This is a genomic window from Mesorhizobium australafricanum, from assembly GCF_033977265.1.
Classification (GTDB): Bacteria; Pseudomonadota; Alphaproteobacteria; order Rhizobiales; family Rhizobiaceae; genus Mesorhizobium; species Mesorhizobium australafricanum.
Genome location: NZ_JAVIIT010000017.1, coordinates 38,556 through 53,325, shown reverse-complemented (window position 1 = coordinate 53,325; position 14,770 = coordinate 38,556). Strand labels below are relative to the sequence as shown.

Annotated in this window: 20 protein-coding genes; 12 read left to right on the top strand and 8 right to left on the bottom strand. The window is 62.3% G+C overall.

Translation table 11 applies throughout. The annotated features are described in order from the left end of the window. Positions 1-92: 92 nt before the first annotated feature. From RFM98_RS25720 to RFM98_RS25705, 4 genes are all read left to right on the top strand, one after another. Positions 93-482 (top strand): nuclear transport factor 2 family protein, encoded by a 390-nt coding sequence (locus tag RFM98_RS25720; protein ID WP_320311423.1) that lies wholly within the window; start codon positions 93-95, stop codon positions 480-482. A gap of 92 nt (positions 483-574) precedes the next feature. Further along, positions 575-757 carry a hypothetical protein gene (locus RFM98_RS25715; protein WP_320311422.1) on the top strand — a complete coding sequence of 61 codons (183 nt, stop codon included), beginning with the start codon at positions 575-577 and terminating at the stop codon, positions 755-757. 159 nt (positions 758-916) lie between these two features. After that, on the top strand, positions 917-1,336 hold the full coding sequence (locus tag RFM98_RS25710; RefSeq protein ID WP_320311421.1) for a VOC family protein: 420 nt from the start codon (positions 917-919) through the stop codon (positions 1,334-1,336). 173 nt (positions 1,337-1,509) lie between these two features. After that, a complete protein-coding gene (locus RFM98_RS25705; protein WP_320311420.1) occupies positions 1,510-1,863 on the top strand; it encodes a DUF1428 domain-containing protein in 354 nt (117 codons plus the stop codon). Between the two features lie 290 nt (positions 1,864-2,153). On the opposite strand, the gene RFM98_RS25700 is transcribed toward RFM98_RS25705, so the two are convergent. Next, complete coding sequence (locus tag RFM98_RS25700) at positions 2,154-3,788, bottom strand: tetratricopeptide repeat-containing sulfotransferase family protein (protein ID WP_320311419.1); 1,635 nt, start codon at positions 3,786-3,788, stop codon at positions 2,154-2,156. 197 nt (positions 3,789-3,985) lie between these two features. Next, entirely contained in the window at positions 3,986-4,381 is a 396-nt protein-coding gene (locus tag RFM98_RS25695; RefSeq protein ID WP_320311418.1) for a Kazal-type serine protease inhibitor domain-containing protein, read from the bottom strand. Between the two features lie 429 nt (positions 4,382-4,810). Here RFM98_RS25695 and RFM98_RS25690 point away from each other — a divergent pair, with 429 nt between their 5' ends. The 3 genes from RFM98_RS25690 (at position 4,811) to RFM98_RS25680 (ending at position 6,105) form a co-directional block, all read left to right on the top strand. Then, positions 4,811-5,023, top strand: a complete 213-nt coding sequence (locus RFM98_RS25690) for a cold-shock protein (protein WP_006202520.1) — start codon at positions 4,811-4,813, stop codon at positions 5,021-5,023. Between the two features lie 238 nt (positions 5,024-5,261). Next, a complete protein-coding gene (locus tag RFM98_RS25685) occupies positions 5,262-5,474 on the top strand; it encodes a cold-shock protein (protein WP_006202521.1) in 213 nt (70 codons plus the stop codon). A gap of 217 nt (positions 5,475-5,691) precedes the next feature. Continuing rightward, on the top strand, positions 5,692-6,105 hold the full coding sequence (locus tag RFM98_RS25680) for a BA14K family protein (protein ID WP_320311417.1): 414 nt from the start codon (positions 5,692-5,694) through the stop codon (positions 6,103-6,105). 239 nt (positions 6,106-6,344) lie between these two features. Here the strand turns inward: RFM98_RS25680 and RFM98_RS25675 are convergent, their stop codons facing one another. The 3 genes from RFM98_RS25675 to RFM98_RS25665 form a co-directional block, all read right to left on the bottom strand. Further along, the gene (locus RFM98_RS25675; protein WP_320311416.1) at positions 6,345-6,983 is read right to left on the bottom strand and encodes an MBL fold metallo-hydrolase; all 639 of its coding nucleotides are present in this window, start codon (positions 6,981-6,983) and stop codon (positions 6,345-6,347) included. 132 nt (positions 6,984-7,115) lie between these two features. After that, on the bottom strand, positions 7,116-7,415 hold the full coding sequence (locus RFM98_RS25670; RefSeq protein WP_320311415.1) for a hypothetical protein: 300 nt from the start codon (positions 7,413-7,415) through the stop codon (positions 7,116-7,118). A 146-nt stretch (positions 7,416-7,561) separates the two neighbouring features. Continuing rightward, the gene (locus RFM98_RS25665) at positions 7,562-8,455 is read right to left on the bottom strand and encodes a branched-chain amino acid aminotransferase (RefSeq protein WP_320311414.1); all 894 of its coding nucleotides are present in this window, start codon (positions 8,453-8,455) and stop codon (positions 7,562-7,564) included. A gap of 257 nt (positions 8,456-8,712) precedes the next feature. On the opposite strand from RFM98_RS25665, the gene RFM98_RS25660 reads away from it, so the two are divergent. The 4 genes from RFM98_RS25660 to RFM98_RS25645 all read left to right on the top strand — a co-directional run bounded on the left by RFM98_RS25660 (position 8,713) and on the right by RFM98_RS25645 (position 12,765). Continuing rightward, on the top strand, positions 8,713-9,243 hold the full coding sequence (locus RFM98_RS25660; RefSeq protein WP_430681725.1) for a MarR family winged helix-turn-helix transcriptional regulator: 531 nt from the start codon (positions 8,713-8,715) through the stop codon (positions 9,241-9,243). Further along, positions 9,230-9,949, top strand: a complete 720-nt coding sequence (locus RFM98_RS25655; RefSeq protein WP_040989639.1) for a response regulator — start codon at positions 9,230-9,232, stop codon at positions 9,947-9,949. Before RFM98_RS25660 ends, RFM98_RS25655 begins: the two co-directional genes overlap by 14 nt. Positions 9,950-10,001: 52 nt before the next feature. Further along, positions 10,002-11,414, top strand: a complete 1,413-nt coding sequence (locus RFM98_RS25650) for an ATP-binding protein (RefSeq protein WP_320311413.1) — start codon at positions 10,002-10,004, stop codon at positions 11,412-11,414. 274 nt (positions 11,415-11,688) lie between these two features. Then, positions 11,689-12,765: a glycosyltransferase family 4 protein gene (locus RFM98_RS25645; RefSeq protein WP_320311479.1), complete on the top strand. Its 1,077-nt coding sequence runs from the start codon at positions 11,689-11,691 to the stop codon at positions 12,763-12,765. Here RFM98_RS25645 and RFM98_RS25640 read toward each other — a convergent pair. From RFM98_RS25640 to RFM98_RS25630, 3 genes are all read right to left on the bottom strand, one after another. Continuing rightward, positions 12,762-13,121, bottom strand: a complete 360-nt coding sequence (locus RFM98_RS25640) for a tRNA-binding protein (RefSeq protein ID WP_320311412.1) — start codon at positions 13,119-13,121, stop codon at positions 12,762-12,764. The genes RFM98_RS25645 and RFM98_RS25640 overlap by 4 nt on opposite strands. Before the next feature lie 18 nt (positions 13,122-13,139). Next, a complete protein-coding gene (locus tag RFM98_RS25635) occupies positions 13,140-13,640 on the bottom strand; it encodes a type III secretion system chaperone family protein (RefSeq protein ID WP_040989643.1) in 501 nt (166 codons plus the stop codon). A 313-nt stretch (positions 13,641-13,953) separates the two neighbouring features. After that, the gene (locus tag RFM98_RS25630; protein ID WP_320311411.1) at positions 13,954-14,256 is read right to left on the bottom strand and encodes an accessory factor UbiK family protein; all 303 of its coding nucleotides are present in this window, start codon (positions 14,254-14,256) and stop codon (positions 13,954-13,956) included. A 208-nt stretch (positions 14,257-14,464) separates the two neighbouring features. Between RFM98_RS25630 and RFM98_RS25625 the strand changes: the two genes are divergently transcribed. Next, on the top strand, positions 14,465-14,704 hold the full coding sequence (locus tag RFM98_RS25625; protein WP_320311410.1) for a BrnA antitoxin family protein: 240 nt from the start codon (positions 14,465-14,467) through the stop codon (positions 14,702-14,704). Positions 14,705-14,770: the final 66 nt, after the last annotated feature.

Sequence of the window (14,770 nt, the reverse complement as noted above, 5' to 3'; positions counted from 1 at the left end):
GGCCGGCATTCGAAGTACTGCCGGCTCGGCAATACTTTTACACTTGCTAAAAAAAGAGCATGTTGAGTTGTTTAGCCATGGAGGAAACGGCCATGCGTGCAGTGGAAATCGTCAGCAATCTCTACAAAGCCTACGCGGACCGCGACATCGAGGGCGCCCTGTCGCATTGTTCCGAGGATGTTGTTTTCCGCTGGATTGCCGATCCCCGGCAATCGCGTCATGCCGGCACCGCCCGCGGCAAGCAGGAATTCCTCTCCAGGCTCTTGGCGCTCGACGATGACTTCGAATACCGGCACTTTGTCCCGGTCGAGATCATCGACGGTGGCGACAAGGTCGCGGCGCAGGTCGAAATCCACATGACGCGCCGCGCCACCGGCGAGGAATTTGTCATGCGCACCGCCGATTTCTGGACGGTCCGCGACGGCGAGATCATCGAGATGGTGGAATATTACGATACCGCGCTGGCCGCGTCGGTGTTCTGAAAAAGATTGGGGCGGTCTGTCGGATCGCCAATTGCCGCCTCGTCCTTGGGATGCCGACGCGCTGATGCCGGCATCAACCAGGGAGAACCATCATGTCGGTACTGTCATCGATCGGCCGCTTTGCCAACCGGTATGTCGCGGCGCGCGCCCGTCATCGCAGCGAGCGCATTCTGCTTTCGCTGCCCGCCGAACTGCGCAAGGACATCGGCTTTCCGGAGATTTTCGAAACGCGGGAAAGCCGCCGCGCCGCCACCTTCTCGGCGAAGGTCATATAGAGTGGCACTTGCAATGCGATTGTTTCCCAGCCTCGCCGGTCGCCCGGGCGCTGTCCGGGTCCGGCACTCTAAAAAATTTTCGAAGGCCGTGTAGGATCGCCGCCGCTTCATCCGTCCTTTGGGTCGCAACCAGATCAACCCGTGAAGAGGAACAGAAGAATGAACGACCAGACCCCGCCCCGCGCCAAGGTCCTTGGCGGATTGACCCCCTATCTGCAGGTCGACGGCGCCATCAAGGCCGCCGAATTCTACAAGAAGGCTTTCGGCGCGGAGGAAGTGTTCGCCTATCCGCCTGACGACAAGGGCCGCACCATGCATATCCATCTCTACGTCAACGGTTCGACGCTGATGCTGGGCGATGCCTATCCGGAACACGGCCACCCGCATCAGTCAGCGCAGGGCTATACGCTGCAGCTTCATCTCGGCAGCGACGACATCGATGCCTGGTGGCAGCGCGCGGTCGATGCCGGCTGCGAAGTCGTCACCCCGCTGCAGGTGATGTTCTGGGGCGACCGCTGGGGCCAGGTGAAAGACCCCTTCGGCGTCGCCTGGGCGATGAACGCTCCGGTGAAGGGCTGAAGCCTGCCTCTCCCCCTGTGAGAGGTCGGATTGCCCCGAATTGCCTTTCGCAATTCGGCTGGCAATCCGGGTGAGGGATAGCTCGGCGCCAAGCTGGAGCACCCCTCATCCGACCGAGCTTCGCTCGGCCATCTTCTCCCACGGGGGAGCCGCGCCAACCAAGGAGTATACCCATGTCCTATGTCGATGGCTTCGTGCTTGCCGTGCCGAAGGCAAATCTCGATGCGTACAAGAAAATGGCCGGGAACGCCGGCGCTGTCTGGAAGGAGCACGGCGCGCTCGCCTATGTCGAATGCGTCGCCGACGACGTGCCCTATGGCGAGCTGACGTCGTTCCCGCGCGCCGTTCAGGCAAAGGATGACGAGACCGTTGTCTTCGCCTGGGTCGTCTATGAGTCCAGACAGAGCCGCGATGCGGTCATGGCCAAGGTGATGGCCGATGAACGTCTCAAGATGGACTGGTCGACAATGCCGTTCGACGGCAAGCGCATGATCTTCGGCGGCTTCCAGCCGTTCATCGAGCTTTGAGGAACTGGCGCAATGCCAGGTTGGCAGATTGCAACCCTATGCGATTGGCCGAAACGCTCGTGAGGTCGTCATCCTATGGCGAAGCAAGGAGCGAAGCGACGCGGCGCAGACCATAGGATCCATGCCGTTACCTACAAACGTCACGGCGGTACAGAACGACCTCTGTTCTGCGCCGCCTACCCTTCGCGCGAGGTCACGGCATGGATCCTCGGGTCTGCGCGTCCGCTTCGCGCCCGCTCCGCCCGTGGATGACGAAGTTCGGACGCTTCGGCCAATCCGTGACCGGTGTGCTAATTCAGTCGATCAAGCAGCGGCTTCAGCCGGTCCCCATAACGCTTCCACAGGTCGACCGAGCCCTGATACATCGGCCGGCGCACCTGCGCGGCGGACGCCGTGCGAACCGGCCGATCCGTCTCGTGGAACGACAGCACCTTGTCGTCCCAAGGCAGCCCGAGAAACGCCATCAGCGCCCGTGTCTGTCCTTCCTGGTCGGCGACGAAATCCTCATAGCGAACATCGTGCACGACGCCCGGCAGCACCTTGTGCCAATGCGCCATGATGTCGGCATAGAGGTTATGGAAATCGGCGAGCTCGCCGAGGTCGTAACCGTAACGGTGGCTGTCGCCGCGGAAATGCACCTTGAAGATCGACAGGCACGTGGCAGCCGCGTCGCGGGCGCAATGGATGATCTTCGCCTTCGGCAGCATCATGTGCAGGAAGCCGACCAGAAGGAAGTTGCCCGGCATCTTGTCGGTGACATGGCGCAAGCCCGGATAGCGGGTATGCAGCATGTCGAGATAGGCCTGTCCCGCCTCGGCAAAAGCGCTGTCGGGCATGTCGGCTATCCCGGCGGGGAAGCCGCCTGGCATGCTCATCGGAAACTGCTTGCCGACGGCCGTCTTCAGGATGTTCAACTCGCCCGCGCCAAAGACCTGCGGGTGGCTGGCGATGATCTGCTCGACCAGCGTCGTGCCGGAGCGCGGCATGCCGACGACGAAGATCGGCGTGTCGTCGGAAATGTCGCTAGGCTTGTGCTTCTCGAAGAAAGCCTTGTCCAAGACCGCCTTCATCGCCTCGAATTCGTCGCGTGTGCGGACCGGATCGTAGTCGATGCCTTGGCGGCGGATGGCATTGCCCTCGGCGAAATAGTCGAAGGCGCGGCCATAGTCCTTGAGGTCGTCATTGGCCTTGCCGAGACCGAAGGAAAGCTGCATGCGCGCAAGGCTGCCCTGCGGCGCCTTGGCATGCTCGGCCTCCATGCCGGAAAGCTCTTTGTCGCGCTCGGTCTGGCGCTTGACCTGAGTGAGCAGCAGCCAGGCTTTTGCCATGGCCGGTGCGACCGCCACCGCCTGGCGGGCAAGGTCGGCGGCTTCGTCGAGCTTGCCCTTTTCCATCATGGCGACGCCCAAGCCATAAAGCAGTTCCGCGTCCTTTGGTCGGATCGACAAGGACTCGCGGAACAGAGTGATCGCCTCATCCAGCCGCCCGGCCTCCTGCAGCGTTTCGGCAAGGCCGGTGCGGGCACGGACATGGAACGGGTTGCGGCCGATCGTGCCGCGATAGATCTCCTCAGCGGCGTCGAACTGGCCGAGCTGCTTCAGCGACGAGCCGAGATTGTCGCGCGCGGCCAGCTGCTCCGGCCGGATGTCCACCGCGCCGCGGAAGAAATCGACCGCGGCAGCGACGCGACCGAGGTCGCGCATGACAGTCCCCATGTTGTTGAGGAAGTCGGCGTTCCTGGGCTGCAGCGTCACTGACTGCTCGATGAGCTCGAGCCCTTCCTCGCTGCGCCCGGTCTGGTGCAACAGTAGCCCGAGGAAGTGCAATGCGGCGGCATGGTTCGGCTGCTGCTCCAACACCTGCCGGTAGAGCGCCTCGGCTTCCTGGCGGCGGCCGGCCTGGTGCAGCTGCAGCGCCCGCTGCACATGAGGATCGAGCGGGCTCGCCGAACCTGGCTTGCCACCCGCGTTTGCCGCTCTTCTTTGATCTCTGTTAATGGGAAACCTGCCGTGTTTGTTGGTCCGCCGGACCTAAGCCATGCGGGCGAGAGATTCAAGGCTAAGCATCACCACGCGCGTTGCTGTACCCATATGCGTCTCTGGAGACGGGCACCGCAATCTTCTCAGCAAGGCCCATCGCCAACGATGCGATAATCCGCTGCGCGGGCCTCACATGCATTCGGGAAGGTGCGCACTTGCCCGTGGCGCCTGGCGCAGACCGGAGCGTATTCACGCGTGCAGAACGTCTGCTCGCCGCCCCCACCGCCGCCGCCGTCGCGGCACGGACCGTCACGCACGATGCGGTATCCTTCCCTTTCGGCCAGACAGGCATTGGCGAAAGTCTGGCGGCCGCCGTCGCGCCGGGCGCAAACCGGTTGATACTGCATGGTGCAGAGCTGCGGATGCGGCCTTGGCGGGCGCGGGCGCGGCCCGTCGTCGACGACGACGGTACAGGCCGCCAGCAGCGCGGACAGGATGAAAAAGACCAGGCCCCGCCGAGAGATCGCAAGAAATCGCATGTGTCCCTCCTCTATACGGCGCCACGATGCCGGCTCGCGGTATCCTCGCATTCCCCGCGGCAAACGCAACCACCGTTTGTGGGAAGCCTCACCTGGCCCATGCTTGGCTCGTCTCTGGCCGATGACCCATGGTGGCACGGGGTCTATCGAGGCCAAGCGTTGGACGCGCCATAGGCCGCCCGCGACCGTCATCTTGCAACTATCACGGTTCCGTGTAATAAAAATCAGGTTCGGGCATTTGCGACCCGGAGAGCGGAACGTTTTGGACGACCTTTCCCCGATAAGTGTGAATCTCTGACAGCCCCGTTTTTCGGCGGGGGGTTTGACCATGCGCGAATGCATGACCGCCGAAGCAACCACCAGGATTTGCCCTAGGCGCGAGGCAGCGGGCAAACCACCAAGACTGACACGGGTGAAGGAGTTTCCCCAATGGCCCAGACCGGTACCGTAAAGTTCTTCAACGCCACCAAAGGCTTCGGCTTCATCACGCCGGATGGCGGCGCCAAGGACGTGTTCGTCCACATTTCCGCGATCGAGGCATCTGGCCTGCGCACGCTGGTCGACGGTCAGAAGGTCACCTTCGACGTCGAGCCGGACCGCATGGGCAAAGGCCCGAAGGCGGTCAACCTGCGCGCAGCCTGACCGTCGCAACCGGCCGGTCCTTGCGGATGCAATGATGCGGCAGGAGTCGTGAACGGGCCTCAGGGCAGGCCCGAAAATGCAAAGGCGCGACCGAACCGTCGCGCCTTTTTTGCACCCAAATGCTTGGGTCGGCAGGCGAAAACTTTCTCTTGCCGATAGCGCTAAAATAAAGGACAAATTTCCTCTCGGGCAGTTTGCCGGCCCGAGACTTGACTTGATGGGATCAAAGGAGTTTCCCATGCCGCAGACCGGCACCGTCAAATTCTTCAACCATGCCAAGGGCTTCGGCTTCATCACGCCCGATGATGGCGCGAAGGATGTCTTCGTTCACATCTCGGCTGTTCAGGCGTCGGGCCTTCCCGGTCTTGAGGATGGGCAGAAAGTGACATTCGACACCGAGCCGGACAAGCGCGGCAAGGGTCCGAAGGCCGTCAATCTGTCGATCGGCTAAGCCGGCTCACGACGGATCCGACGGAGGCTTTTCAGGCGGGGCCGCTCCCGCCCGGAACGGGTTGTGCCCAAGCCTCGAAGAAATAGCCATCCTCCAAAAAATCGATTGCGCCGATTTCCGTTCAGCCTCCGTTCAGCCACGGTCTTCTATTAACTTTTGCTAAAGCCGGTTCGCATCCCCTGAAAAAATGCGCGGGCCGGTGCGAAGGAGACTGAAAATGAACCGTTTTCTCAAGACCGCCATCCTGACCGCGGGCATTGCCGCGACCACCTTGGCCACCTTCTCGGCGGCTAATGCCGACGACTGGCGCTGGCGCCATCATCATGATCATGGTGGCGACGCCCTTGCAGCCGGCGTTGTCGGTCTCGCGGCCGGCGCGCTGATCGGCAGCGCCCTCAGCAACCCCGGGCCGAGATATTACGATCCAGCCTATGATGACGGCTACTATGCCGAGCGCCCGGTGCGTCGCTACTACGTCCAGCAGCCGCGCGTCGTCTATGCCGACCGCTATGCCGAGCCGTGGACCCGGGCCTGGTACGAGTATTGCTCGGATCGCTACCGCAGCTTCAATTCGCGGACCGGCACCTTCACCGGCAATGACGGCGACCAGCACTTCTGCGTCGCCAACTGACCGAAGCAATTCCAGGAAACGGCTCGGCGCTTCCGCCGTAGACTTCCGCTTGGAATTGCGTCTAACAAAGACTGGGTTCCCTGCCCAAGCAAAGCGCTGCCTCTCGGCGGCGCTTTTCTTTTGCAAAGTCTAATGCATGTCGCCCAGAAGTGTGCAGCGGTTCTGGGACAACGACATGCATCAAAACAAAGACTCTAAAGCGCGTCGCCTGAATCCGGTTCAGCGCGACGCGCTTTAGGTCAAGTCAAAAACGGATTGGTCCGCCGCTCGTCGCCAAAACGGCTGCCCGGGCCATGGCCGCAGATGAAACCGATATCGTCGCCAAGCGGCAGAAGCTTATCCTTGATCGAGGCGATCAGCGCGGCGTGGTCGCCGCCGGGCAGATCGGTGCGCCCGATCGAGCCGCGAAACAGCACGTCGCCGACATGCGCGAATTTGGCCGCGCGATTGTAGTAGACCACGTGGCCCGGCGCATGCCCCGGGCAATGCAGCACCTCGAACACGTGATTGCCGAAGGACACCGTCTCGCCTTCGGTGAGGAAACGGTCCGGCACGCAGTTGCGCACGCCGGCGATGCCATAGCGCCGGCCCTGGTTCTCAAGGTTGTCGAGCAACATCTTGTCGGCCTCGTGCGGGCCGATGATGTCGATGCCGAGCGCCTCCTTCAGCTCCATCGCGCCGCCGGCATGGTCGATATGACCGTGCGTGATCCAGATCGCGCCGGCGTTGATGGCATTGTCCTTCAGCACCGACAGTATCTTGTCGACATCGCCGCCGGGATCGACGACGACGCCGTTCTTGTCGTCCATGTCGAAGAGAATGGTGCAATTCTGCTGGAAGGGCGTGACCGGCACGATGCCGGCATTGAGCTGACCCATGGCTTTCCTTTCGCGATGTCGCCCTGATGTAGAGGCCATGGCCGGCCGCGTCCACCGTCGGCTGACACGAATAGTCCGCGAAAGGAAATGGGCGGCCGAAGCCGCCCATTTTGAAGCCTGAAGTGACAGGCCTTACTTCTTCATCGCGCCCATGACCGCGCCGATGATGCCGGTCAGGATCGCGCCGCCGCCGGCGCCGCCAAGGATGTTCTTCAAGTCGATCGCGCTTCCCGCCGCTCCCGCGGCTGCCGCCGGATCGGCGCCGAGCAGGCTGCCGAGGATGGCTGCGCCACCGACGCCGCCGATCGCGCCGCCGAGAATTTTGGTGAGCTGGCCCATCGCCGCCTGCTTCAGTGCCACACCTACCGCCTGGCCGCCGATAACACCCGCAATCACCTGTACAACGATCGCAACAATCGTGTTCGTATCCATGTAATTGGTCCCTCCATAGCCGCCAGCCTCCTCGGGCCGACACCATCATGAGACGCCGAACCGTTCGAAAGTCAAATGCGTGAAAGCTTAAATAAAAAGGGCGGCTGCAAAACCGCCCCTATTGCACAAAAAAGCTGTGACTATCGCTATTCTGCGGCGATGGCGTGCTTTGGTTGCACCGCAGCCGAATAGTCGTTCATCAGCGTCTTGGCGATCTCGCCGACCTCGAATCGGTATGGCCCGATTTCCGAAACCGGCGTTACTTCGGCGGCCGTCCCGGTGAGGAAACACTGCTCGAAACCTTCGAGGTCCTCCGGCATGATGACGCGCTCGATCACTTCGAAACCGCGATCCTTCGCCAGGCCGATCACCGTGCGGCGGGTTATGCCGTCGAGGAAGCAGTCGGGCGTCGGCGTATGAATCTTGCCGTCCTTGACGAAGAAGATGTTGGCGCCCGTGGCTTCCGCCACCTGGCCACGCCAGTCGAGCATCATGGCGTCGGCATAGCCCTTGGCCTCGGCGGCATGCTTGGACAGCGTGCAGATCATGTAGAGGCCGGCGGCCTTCGACTTGGAGGGCGCGGTGCGCGGATCGGGCCGGCGCCATTCGGCGACATCGAGGCGGATACCCTTGAGTTTCTGCGCCGGGTCGAAATAGCTCGGCCACTGCCAGATGGCGATGGCGCAATTGATGCGGTTGTTCTGCGCCGAGACGCCCATCTGCTCGCTGCCGCGCCAGGCGATCGGACGCACATAGGCGTCCTGAAAACCCTGTTTCTTCAAAAGCGTGCGGCAGGCCTCGTCGATCTCGGCGACCGGATAGGGAATCTTGAAGCCCAAGAGGCGTGCCGATTCATGCAGACGCTCATTATGCTCGGTCAGCTTGAATATCTGGCCGCCATAGGCGCGCTCGCCCTCGAAGACGGCGCTGGCATAGTGCAGGCCATGGGTCAGCACATGGATCTTGGCGTCGGCCCATTTGACGAACTCGCCGTTCATCCAGATGAAGCCGTCCAATTGATCGAAGGGAACGGATGCCATGGAAACCTCCCGCGGGCGGCCGCCCGCAAATCGTTGCGTCATATAGTCTTTCGTGCCGGCCCCGCCACAGGATCCGAAACGCTGGCCAGTGCTTGAAAGCGTAGGCGGATATTCAATCCGTGGCAAACTCAGGAAGTTCCGGAAAAACGGCTTCCTCTTGCCTTTTCGTTCGCAATCCGCCGAAAAGCTTGTCAAAAATTATCATTGCCCGGAAATTACGTCAATAGTACTGACATAATTACGCCTCGCATGGAGAAATGATGACGAGCCCCGCAGCCGGAAAACCGATCAGGACGGCCATCACCGATGAGGACGGTATCGACTTCGCCATCATCGAACTGTTTTTCTTCGCCTATCGCGATTTCACCTCCGACCCGGACCAGATTCTCGCCGATTACGGCTTCGGCCGCGCCCATCATCGTGTGCTGCACTTCGTCAACCGCAGGCCGGGCCTTACCGTCGCCGAGCTGCTCGATGTGCTGAAGATCACCAAGCAGAGCCTTGCGCGAGTTTTGAAGCAGCTCATCGATACCGACCATATCGTCCAGGTGCAGGGTCCGCGCGACCGCCGGCAGCGCGAGCTCTACCCGACCGCCAAGGGCCGCGCCCTGGCCTTGGCGCTGGCGCGGCCACAGTCGCGCCGCATCCGTGCGGCATTGGAGGATTCCGGAGCCACCGAACGCGTTACGATCGAGCGATTCCTGGAAGCGATGGTCAATCCGGAACTAAGAGCGCAGATCGACATTGTGCCTGCGCAAACATCGGGGAAGAACCATGGAGACCATTGAGAAGGTTGATCATCCGGCCGCGCCCGACGATGACGCGCCGCACCTTCTGGTTGTCGATGACGACACGCGTATCCGCAACCTGCTCAAGCAATATCTGTCCGAGAACGGCTTTCGCGTCACCGTCGCCGGCAATTCCGGTGAGGCCAGGCGCAAGCTCGCCGGCCTCGACTTCGATCTTTTGGTGCTCGATGTCATGATGCCGGGCGAAACCGGCGTCGACCTCACCAAGGCGCTGCGGGCCGAGAAGAACGTGCCGATCCTGATGCTGACGGCGCTGTCCGAGACCGACAGCCGCATCACCGGGCTGGAAGCCGGCGCCGATGATTACCTGCCGAAACCGTTCGATCCGCGCGAGCTGATCCTGCGCATCAACAACATCCTGCGCCGTGGCGGCCCGGCGGCGACACCGAAGGTCGAACAGCTGGTGTTCGGGCCCTACACCTTCCAGATCGCCAAGCGCGAATTGAAGCGCGGCGGCGAGGCGCTTAAGCTGACCGACCGCGAGCAGGAGATCCTCGCGATCTTCGCCGCGCGAGCGGGCGAGACCATACCGCGCCATGAGCTGGTGGGCGATGAATCGGATGTCGGCGAGCGCACCATCGACGTGCAGATCAACCGGCTGCGCCGCAAGATCGAGCGCGATCCGTCCAATCCGGTGTGGCTGCAGACGGTGCGCGGTATTGGGTATCGGCTCAGCGTCGAATAAGTTACCGTCGAAGGCCCTTTGCTGAACAGGCCATCGACGAGCGGAAGGGCGAATGGCGACCACGCAACTGGAAAAGCCCAAGGGCGGCCCTGGCGATTTCGCACTGCGGACGCTGAGGGCGATGCCGCGCGCCTGGAACCGGTTCTGGCGCCGGGTCGCGCTCTACATGCCGAAGCGGCTCTACGCCCGCTCGCTGATCATCGTGATCGCGCCGATGATCCTGCTGCAGTCGGTGGTCGCCTTCGTCTTCATGGAGCGCCACTGGCAGACGGTCACCCAGCGCCTGTCGCAAGCGACCATCGCCGACATAGCGGCCGTCATCGACATGATGGAGACTTATCCGCACGACGCCGATTACGCCAACATCATCCGCATCGCCCAGGACCGCATGCAGTTGAAGGTGGATCTGCTGCCGCCTGATCCGCTGCCGCCGCCCGGCCCGAAACCGTTCTTCTCGATCCTCGACGAGGCCCTGTCGTCGGAGATCACAAAGCAGATCAACCGCCCGTTCTGGATCGACACGGTCGGCAACTCCAACGTCGTCGAGGTTCGCGTCCAACTTGAAGGCAAGGTGCTGCGCGTCTTCGTACGGCGCAGCCAGGCCTATGCCTCGAACACCCACATCTTCCTGATCTGGATGGTCGGCACCTCGCTGGTGCTTTTGATGATCGCCATCCCCTTCCTGCGCAACCAGATAAGGCCGATCCTGACGCTCGCCGAGGCCGCCGAAAGTTTCGGCAAGGGCCGGCCGATGCCGCGCGATTTCCGCCCGCGCGGCGCCGAGGAAGTCCGCCGCGCCGGCTTCGCCTTCATCCAGATGCGTGAGCGCATCGAGCGCCAGATCGAGCAGCGCACCGCCATGCTGACCGGTGTCAGCCACGACCTCAGGACCATCCTCACCCGCTTCAAGCTGCAGCTCGCGCTGGCCGGCGGCAAGTCGGAGACCAAGGCCGCGCTCAACCAGGACATCGACGACATGCAGTCGATGCTGGAAGGCTATCTCTCGTTTGCCCGCGGCGAGGCCGAGGAGGACACCGGCCGCTTCGACCTCGAGACCTACTTCCAGAAGCTCGGCGAGGAAGCGCAATTGCGCCGCTGCAAGCTCACGACGACGCTGACCGGCGATCCGACCGTGCATGTGCGGCCGAACGCCTTTGCCCGTTTGCTTTCGAATGTCATCGGCAATGCTTTCCGCTATGCCAAGACCGTCGAGGTCCACGCCAGCCACGGCCGCGGCTCGCTCACCGTCACCATCGACGACAACGGCCCGGGCATCGCCCCCGACAAGCGTGAAGAGGTGTTCAAGCCTTTCCTGCGGCTCGACGAGGCGCGCAACCTCGATGCCAGCGGCACCGGGCTCGGCCTGTCGATCGCCCGCGACATCGCCCGCAGCCACGGCGGCGACATCAGCCTCGAGGACAGCCCGCTCGGCGGCTTGCGCGCCGTGATAAAGGTCCCCGCTTAGCCAGAGCATGATCCCGAAAAGTGGAAACCGGTTTTCGGACAAGATCATGCTCAATCAAAAAACAGCTTCATCCGCCCGTCATGAAATCATGGTCAAGAGCGCGCATGAAGCGCGCGACCTCTGTTGATTCGGCCCTGCCGCCCCGCTTCGATCCAGCCCCTGCCAGGGTGCGCTGGAGCGAGGCGCGAGCTGCTGCCTGGCTGCCGTTCCGGCACCGCGCCGGCGCGCTCAGGAACTATTGCGGCAAAGGGCCGTCATGCGCATCGGGATCGCCATGCGTATCCTGATGGTCACCGACGCGTGGCGGCCGCAAGTCAATGGCGTGGTGCACACGCTGGAACGCCTCACCGAGGCGCTGAAACCCTTCGACGTCGAGCTCGATTTCCTGACGCCCAACCTGTTTCGCACCTTGCCGATGCCGACCTATCCCGACATCCGGCTCGCGCTGACGACGCCGGGCCATGTCGCGCACCTTATCGAGGCGACCAAGGCCGACCATATCCACATCGTCACCGAGGGTCCGCTCGGCATCATGGCGCGCCGCTATTGCCGCAGGGCAGGCCGCCCCTTCACCACCAGCTACCACACGCGCTTTCCCGAATATCTCAGCGCCCGCCTGCCGGTGCCGGAGAGCTGGGCCTATAACTGGCTGCGCGACTTCCACAATTCCGGACAGGGCACGCTGGTGGCGACGCAATCGCTGGCGGACGATCTCGCGGCGCGCGGCTTCAACAAGCTGAGGCCCTGGACACGCGGCGTCGATACAGATCATTTCCGGCCGGACAAGCGCAAGGAAACCGAATTTCCCCACCCGGTTTTCCTGTGCGTCGGCCGCATCGCGATCGAAAAGAACCTGACCGCCTTCCTCGACCTCGACCTGCCCGGCAGCAAGATCCTTGTCGGCGAAGGGCCGGAACTGGCGAAGCTCAAGGCGCGCTATCCGAAGGCGTATTTCCTCGGCCATCGCCCGAACGACGAACTGGCCGAGATCTACGCATCGGCCGATGTCTTCGTGTTCCCGAGCCGCACCGACACGTTCGGCAACGTCATCATCGAGGCGCTGGCCAGCGGAACGCCCGTCGCCGCCTATCCGGTGACCGGACCGATCGACATCGTCGGCGACGGCGTCGGCGGGGCCGTGTCGGAGAATCTGGGCGAAGCCGCGCTCAAGGCGCTTCATGTCGACCGCGCGGAGGCGCGCCAGCGCGCGATGCGCTACAGTTGGAAGGCCTGCGCCGAAATGTTCCTCGATGTGGTCGACGAAGCGCTGGGAAATTCCGCACAAGCCGGCGGCGTGCCAAACCCGGCGGCCAGGGCGCACCGCGGCTTCGGTCAGGCCGAGCTTACCTAAAAAAGCCGCCCGCCATCCGGCACTTTGCGCTCGATGGCGCCGAGCACCACCGCGCCCTCTTCATCCGGAAAGCCGAGCGTCAGCACTTCCGACATAAACGGACCGATCTGGCGCGGCGGGAAATTGACCACCGCAAAGACCTGGCGGCCGATCAGCGATTCCGGCGCGTAGTATTTGGTGATCTGCGCCGACGATTTCTTCACCCCGATCACCGGACCGAAATCGATCTTCAGCTTGATTGCCGGCTTGCGGGCCTCCGGAAACGCCTCGGCCTCGATGATCGTGCCGGCACGGATGTCGACACGGTCGAAATCGGCGAAGCTGATCTCGGGCTTGCGCTCGCTGCTGGAACTCATCGAAAATATCGGCTTGGTTCAGGCGTTTCCATGGGTCTCAAAGAGCACGCTGGACAGCGCGTCCTTGGCCGATGTACCCGACCAGACGACGAACTGGAAGGCCTGGAAATAGCATTCGCAGGCTTCGAGCGCCGATGACAAAAGCACCTCGACCTGCTGGCTCGACGGCTCGACCCCGCCGGCAAGCAGCAGCGATTGCCTGAACATGATCGCGCCTTCCTGCTCCCAGAGATCGAAATGACCGAACAGCATCTGTTCGTTGATCAGCGACAAGAGCCGCATCACTTCGAGCGCGCGCGTCTCCGGCACCTTGATGTCGAAGGCACAGGCCAGATGCAGCGCCTCGAAATCCTCCATCCAGGAAAAGGAGACGTGATAGTCGGTCCAGCTCCCGGCCACCGAAATCGAAATCTCGTCGTCACCGGCGCGTTCGAAGGACCAGTCGTTGTTGTGGGCCACCTGCTCGATGACATCCACCGGGTGGATTTCGCGGGAGAATTCGAGTTCGAGGAGTTCCATGAATGCTTCCTGTGTTCAGGGGAGCGCCACACGCTCCGCGGGGCACACACGACGAACAATCTTGTCTAGAACTCGGACGGTCAGGACTTTCCAACGCGAAGACCCCAACCGGACCCCACCGCCCGGCGCATGACCCTGCTTCGAATCATGCAACGAATTCAGTCTATTGATCGGGAGTCGCGTGAACAGCCCAATTTTTCGCACTGCGTCATTCGCATGTGGAAAGCCGCTGTCACAAAGATTCATGCAATGCCGATAAGCGATTCACGGCAAAGCGATTTTTCGGATCGCGCTATGTGGAAAAGTTTAACGATTATTTTTTTGCGCGGGGCTTCGCGGCACCCGCAGGTGCGGCCTGGCCGGTCAGTTCGACGAGCCTGGCCTCGAGCGCCTCGACGCGCGTCGCCAACTGGATGTTGTCTTCCCGCGCCTTGACCGCCATCTCGCGCACGGCCTCGAATTCTTCGCGCTGTACGATTTCCATGGAGTTGAGCATGCGCTCGGCCTGCGCCCGGAACGCCGTCTCCACCTCACGCCGCACGCCCTGCGCGGCACCCGCCGCATCGGTCATGATCTTGGCGAATTCGTCGAGAATGCGGTTCGGTCCGGTCGACATGGCAAATCCTCGCTTGCTTGATTTGACGTAGTGGGGCGTGACGCGGAATGCAAGAACGTTGAGGTTCGATGCCTCGTCTGCGTTGCTATGGCGCATGGCGGCGCCGTGCCTGAACGAAGCTATCACATCGCCCCGACCTGTACTTCAGGACGCCAAATCGCCTACTGTGGTGTGTATTGTTTCCGTACTCTTCAGTCAGGATCAACCGATGGCAACGCCCCCGCGCCGACCGACCAACCCGATGGCTGCCGCGGAAGCCGCCTTCAAGCCAGTCAAAAAACCAGCGGCCCCAATTCGCGAGGTCGCGGCGGCGCCGAACGTCAGAGAGCTTGTTTCGATAAGGATCGATCGAGCTGTGCTGGACCATTTCCAGGAAGATGGTCCCGGCTGGCAGGACAGGATCAACGACGCTTTAAGGCAAATTGTCGCCGGCAAGCCTCAGGTTTGAGACCGCTCGCCGTGCCGGTCAGAACAACAATCGCCTTGCCTTGACCGCGCCAAAACCCTGCCGCAT

Bases quoted from the DNA above. Each gene is read 5' to 3' on its own strand.
- RFM98_RS25720 (WP_320311423.1), top strand. From the start codon at position 93: ATGCGTGCAGTGGAAATCGTCAGCAATCTCTACAAAGCCTACGCGGAC.
- RFM98_RS25715 (WP_320311422.1), top strand. From the start codon at position 575: ATGTCGGTACTGTCATCGATCGGCCGCTTTGCCAACCGGTATGTCGCG.
- RFM98_RS25710 (WP_320311421.1), top strand. From the start codon at position 917: ATGAACGACCAGACCCCGCCCCGCGCCAAGGTCCTTGGCGGATTGACC.
- RFM98_RS25705 (WP_320311420.1), top strand. From the start codon at position 1,510: ATGTCCTATGTCGATGGCTTCGTGCTTGCCGTGCCGAAGGCAAATCTC.
- RFM98_RS25695 (WP_320311418.1), bottom strand. From the start codon at position 4,381: ATGCGATTTCTTGCGATCTCTCGGCGGGGCCTGGTCTTTTTCATCCTG.
- RFM98_RS25690 (WP_006202520.1), top strand. From the start codon at position 4,811: ATGGCCCAGACCGGTACCGTAAAGTTCTTCAACGCCACCAAAGGCTTC.
- RFM98_RS25685 (WP_006202521.1), top strand. From the start codon at position 5,262: ATGCCGCAGACCGGCACCGTCAAATTCTTCAACCATGCCAAGGGCTTC.
- RFM98_RS25680 (WP_320311417.1), top strand. From the start codon at position 5,692: ATGAACCGTTTTCTCAAGACCGCCATCCTGACCGCGGGCATTGCCGCG.
- RFM98_RS25675 (WP_320311416.1), bottom strand. From the start codon at position 6,983: ATGGGTCAGCTCAATGCCGGCATCGTGCCGGTCACGCCCTTCCAGCAG.
- RFM98_RS25670 (WP_320311415.1), bottom strand. From the start codon at position 7,415: ATGGATACGAACACGATTGTTGCGATCGTTGTACAGGTGATTGCGGGT.
- RFM98_RS25665 (WP_320311414.1), bottom strand. From the start codon at position 8,455: ATGGCATCCGTTCCCTTCGATCAATTGGACGGCTTCATCTGGATGAAC.
- RFM98_RS25660 (WP_430681725.1), top strand. From the start codon at position 8,713: ATGATGACGAGCCCCGCAGCCGGAAAACCGATCAGGACGGCCATCACC.
- RFM98_RS25655 (WP_040989639.1), top strand. From the start codon at position 9,230: ATGGAGACCATTGAGAAGGTTGATCATCCGGCCGCGCCCGACGATGAC.
- RFM98_RS25650 (WP_320311413.1), top strand. From the start codon at position 10,002: ATGGCGACCACGCAACTGGAAAAGCCCAAGGGCGGCCCTGGCGATTTC.
- RFM98_RS25645 (WP_320311479.1), top strand. From the start codon at position 11,689: ATGCGTATCCTGATGGTCACCGACGCGTGGCGGCCGCAAGTCAATGGC.
- RFM98_RS25640 (WP_320311412.1), bottom strand. From the start codon at position 13,121: ATGAGTTCCAGCAGCGAGCGCAAGCCCGAGATCAGCTTCGCCGATTTC.
- RFM98_RS25635 (WP_040989643.1), bottom strand. From the start codon at position 13,640: ATGGAACTCCTCGAACTCGAATTCTCCCGCGAAATCCACCCGGTGGAT.
- RFM98_RS25630 (WP_320311411.1), bottom strand. From the start codon at position 14,256: ATGTCGACCGGACCGAACCGCATTCTCGACGAATTCGCCAAGATCATG.
- RFM98_RS25625 (WP_320311410.1), top strand. From the start codon at position 14,465: ATGGCAACGCCCCCGCGCCGACCGACCAACCCGATGGCTGCCGCGGAA.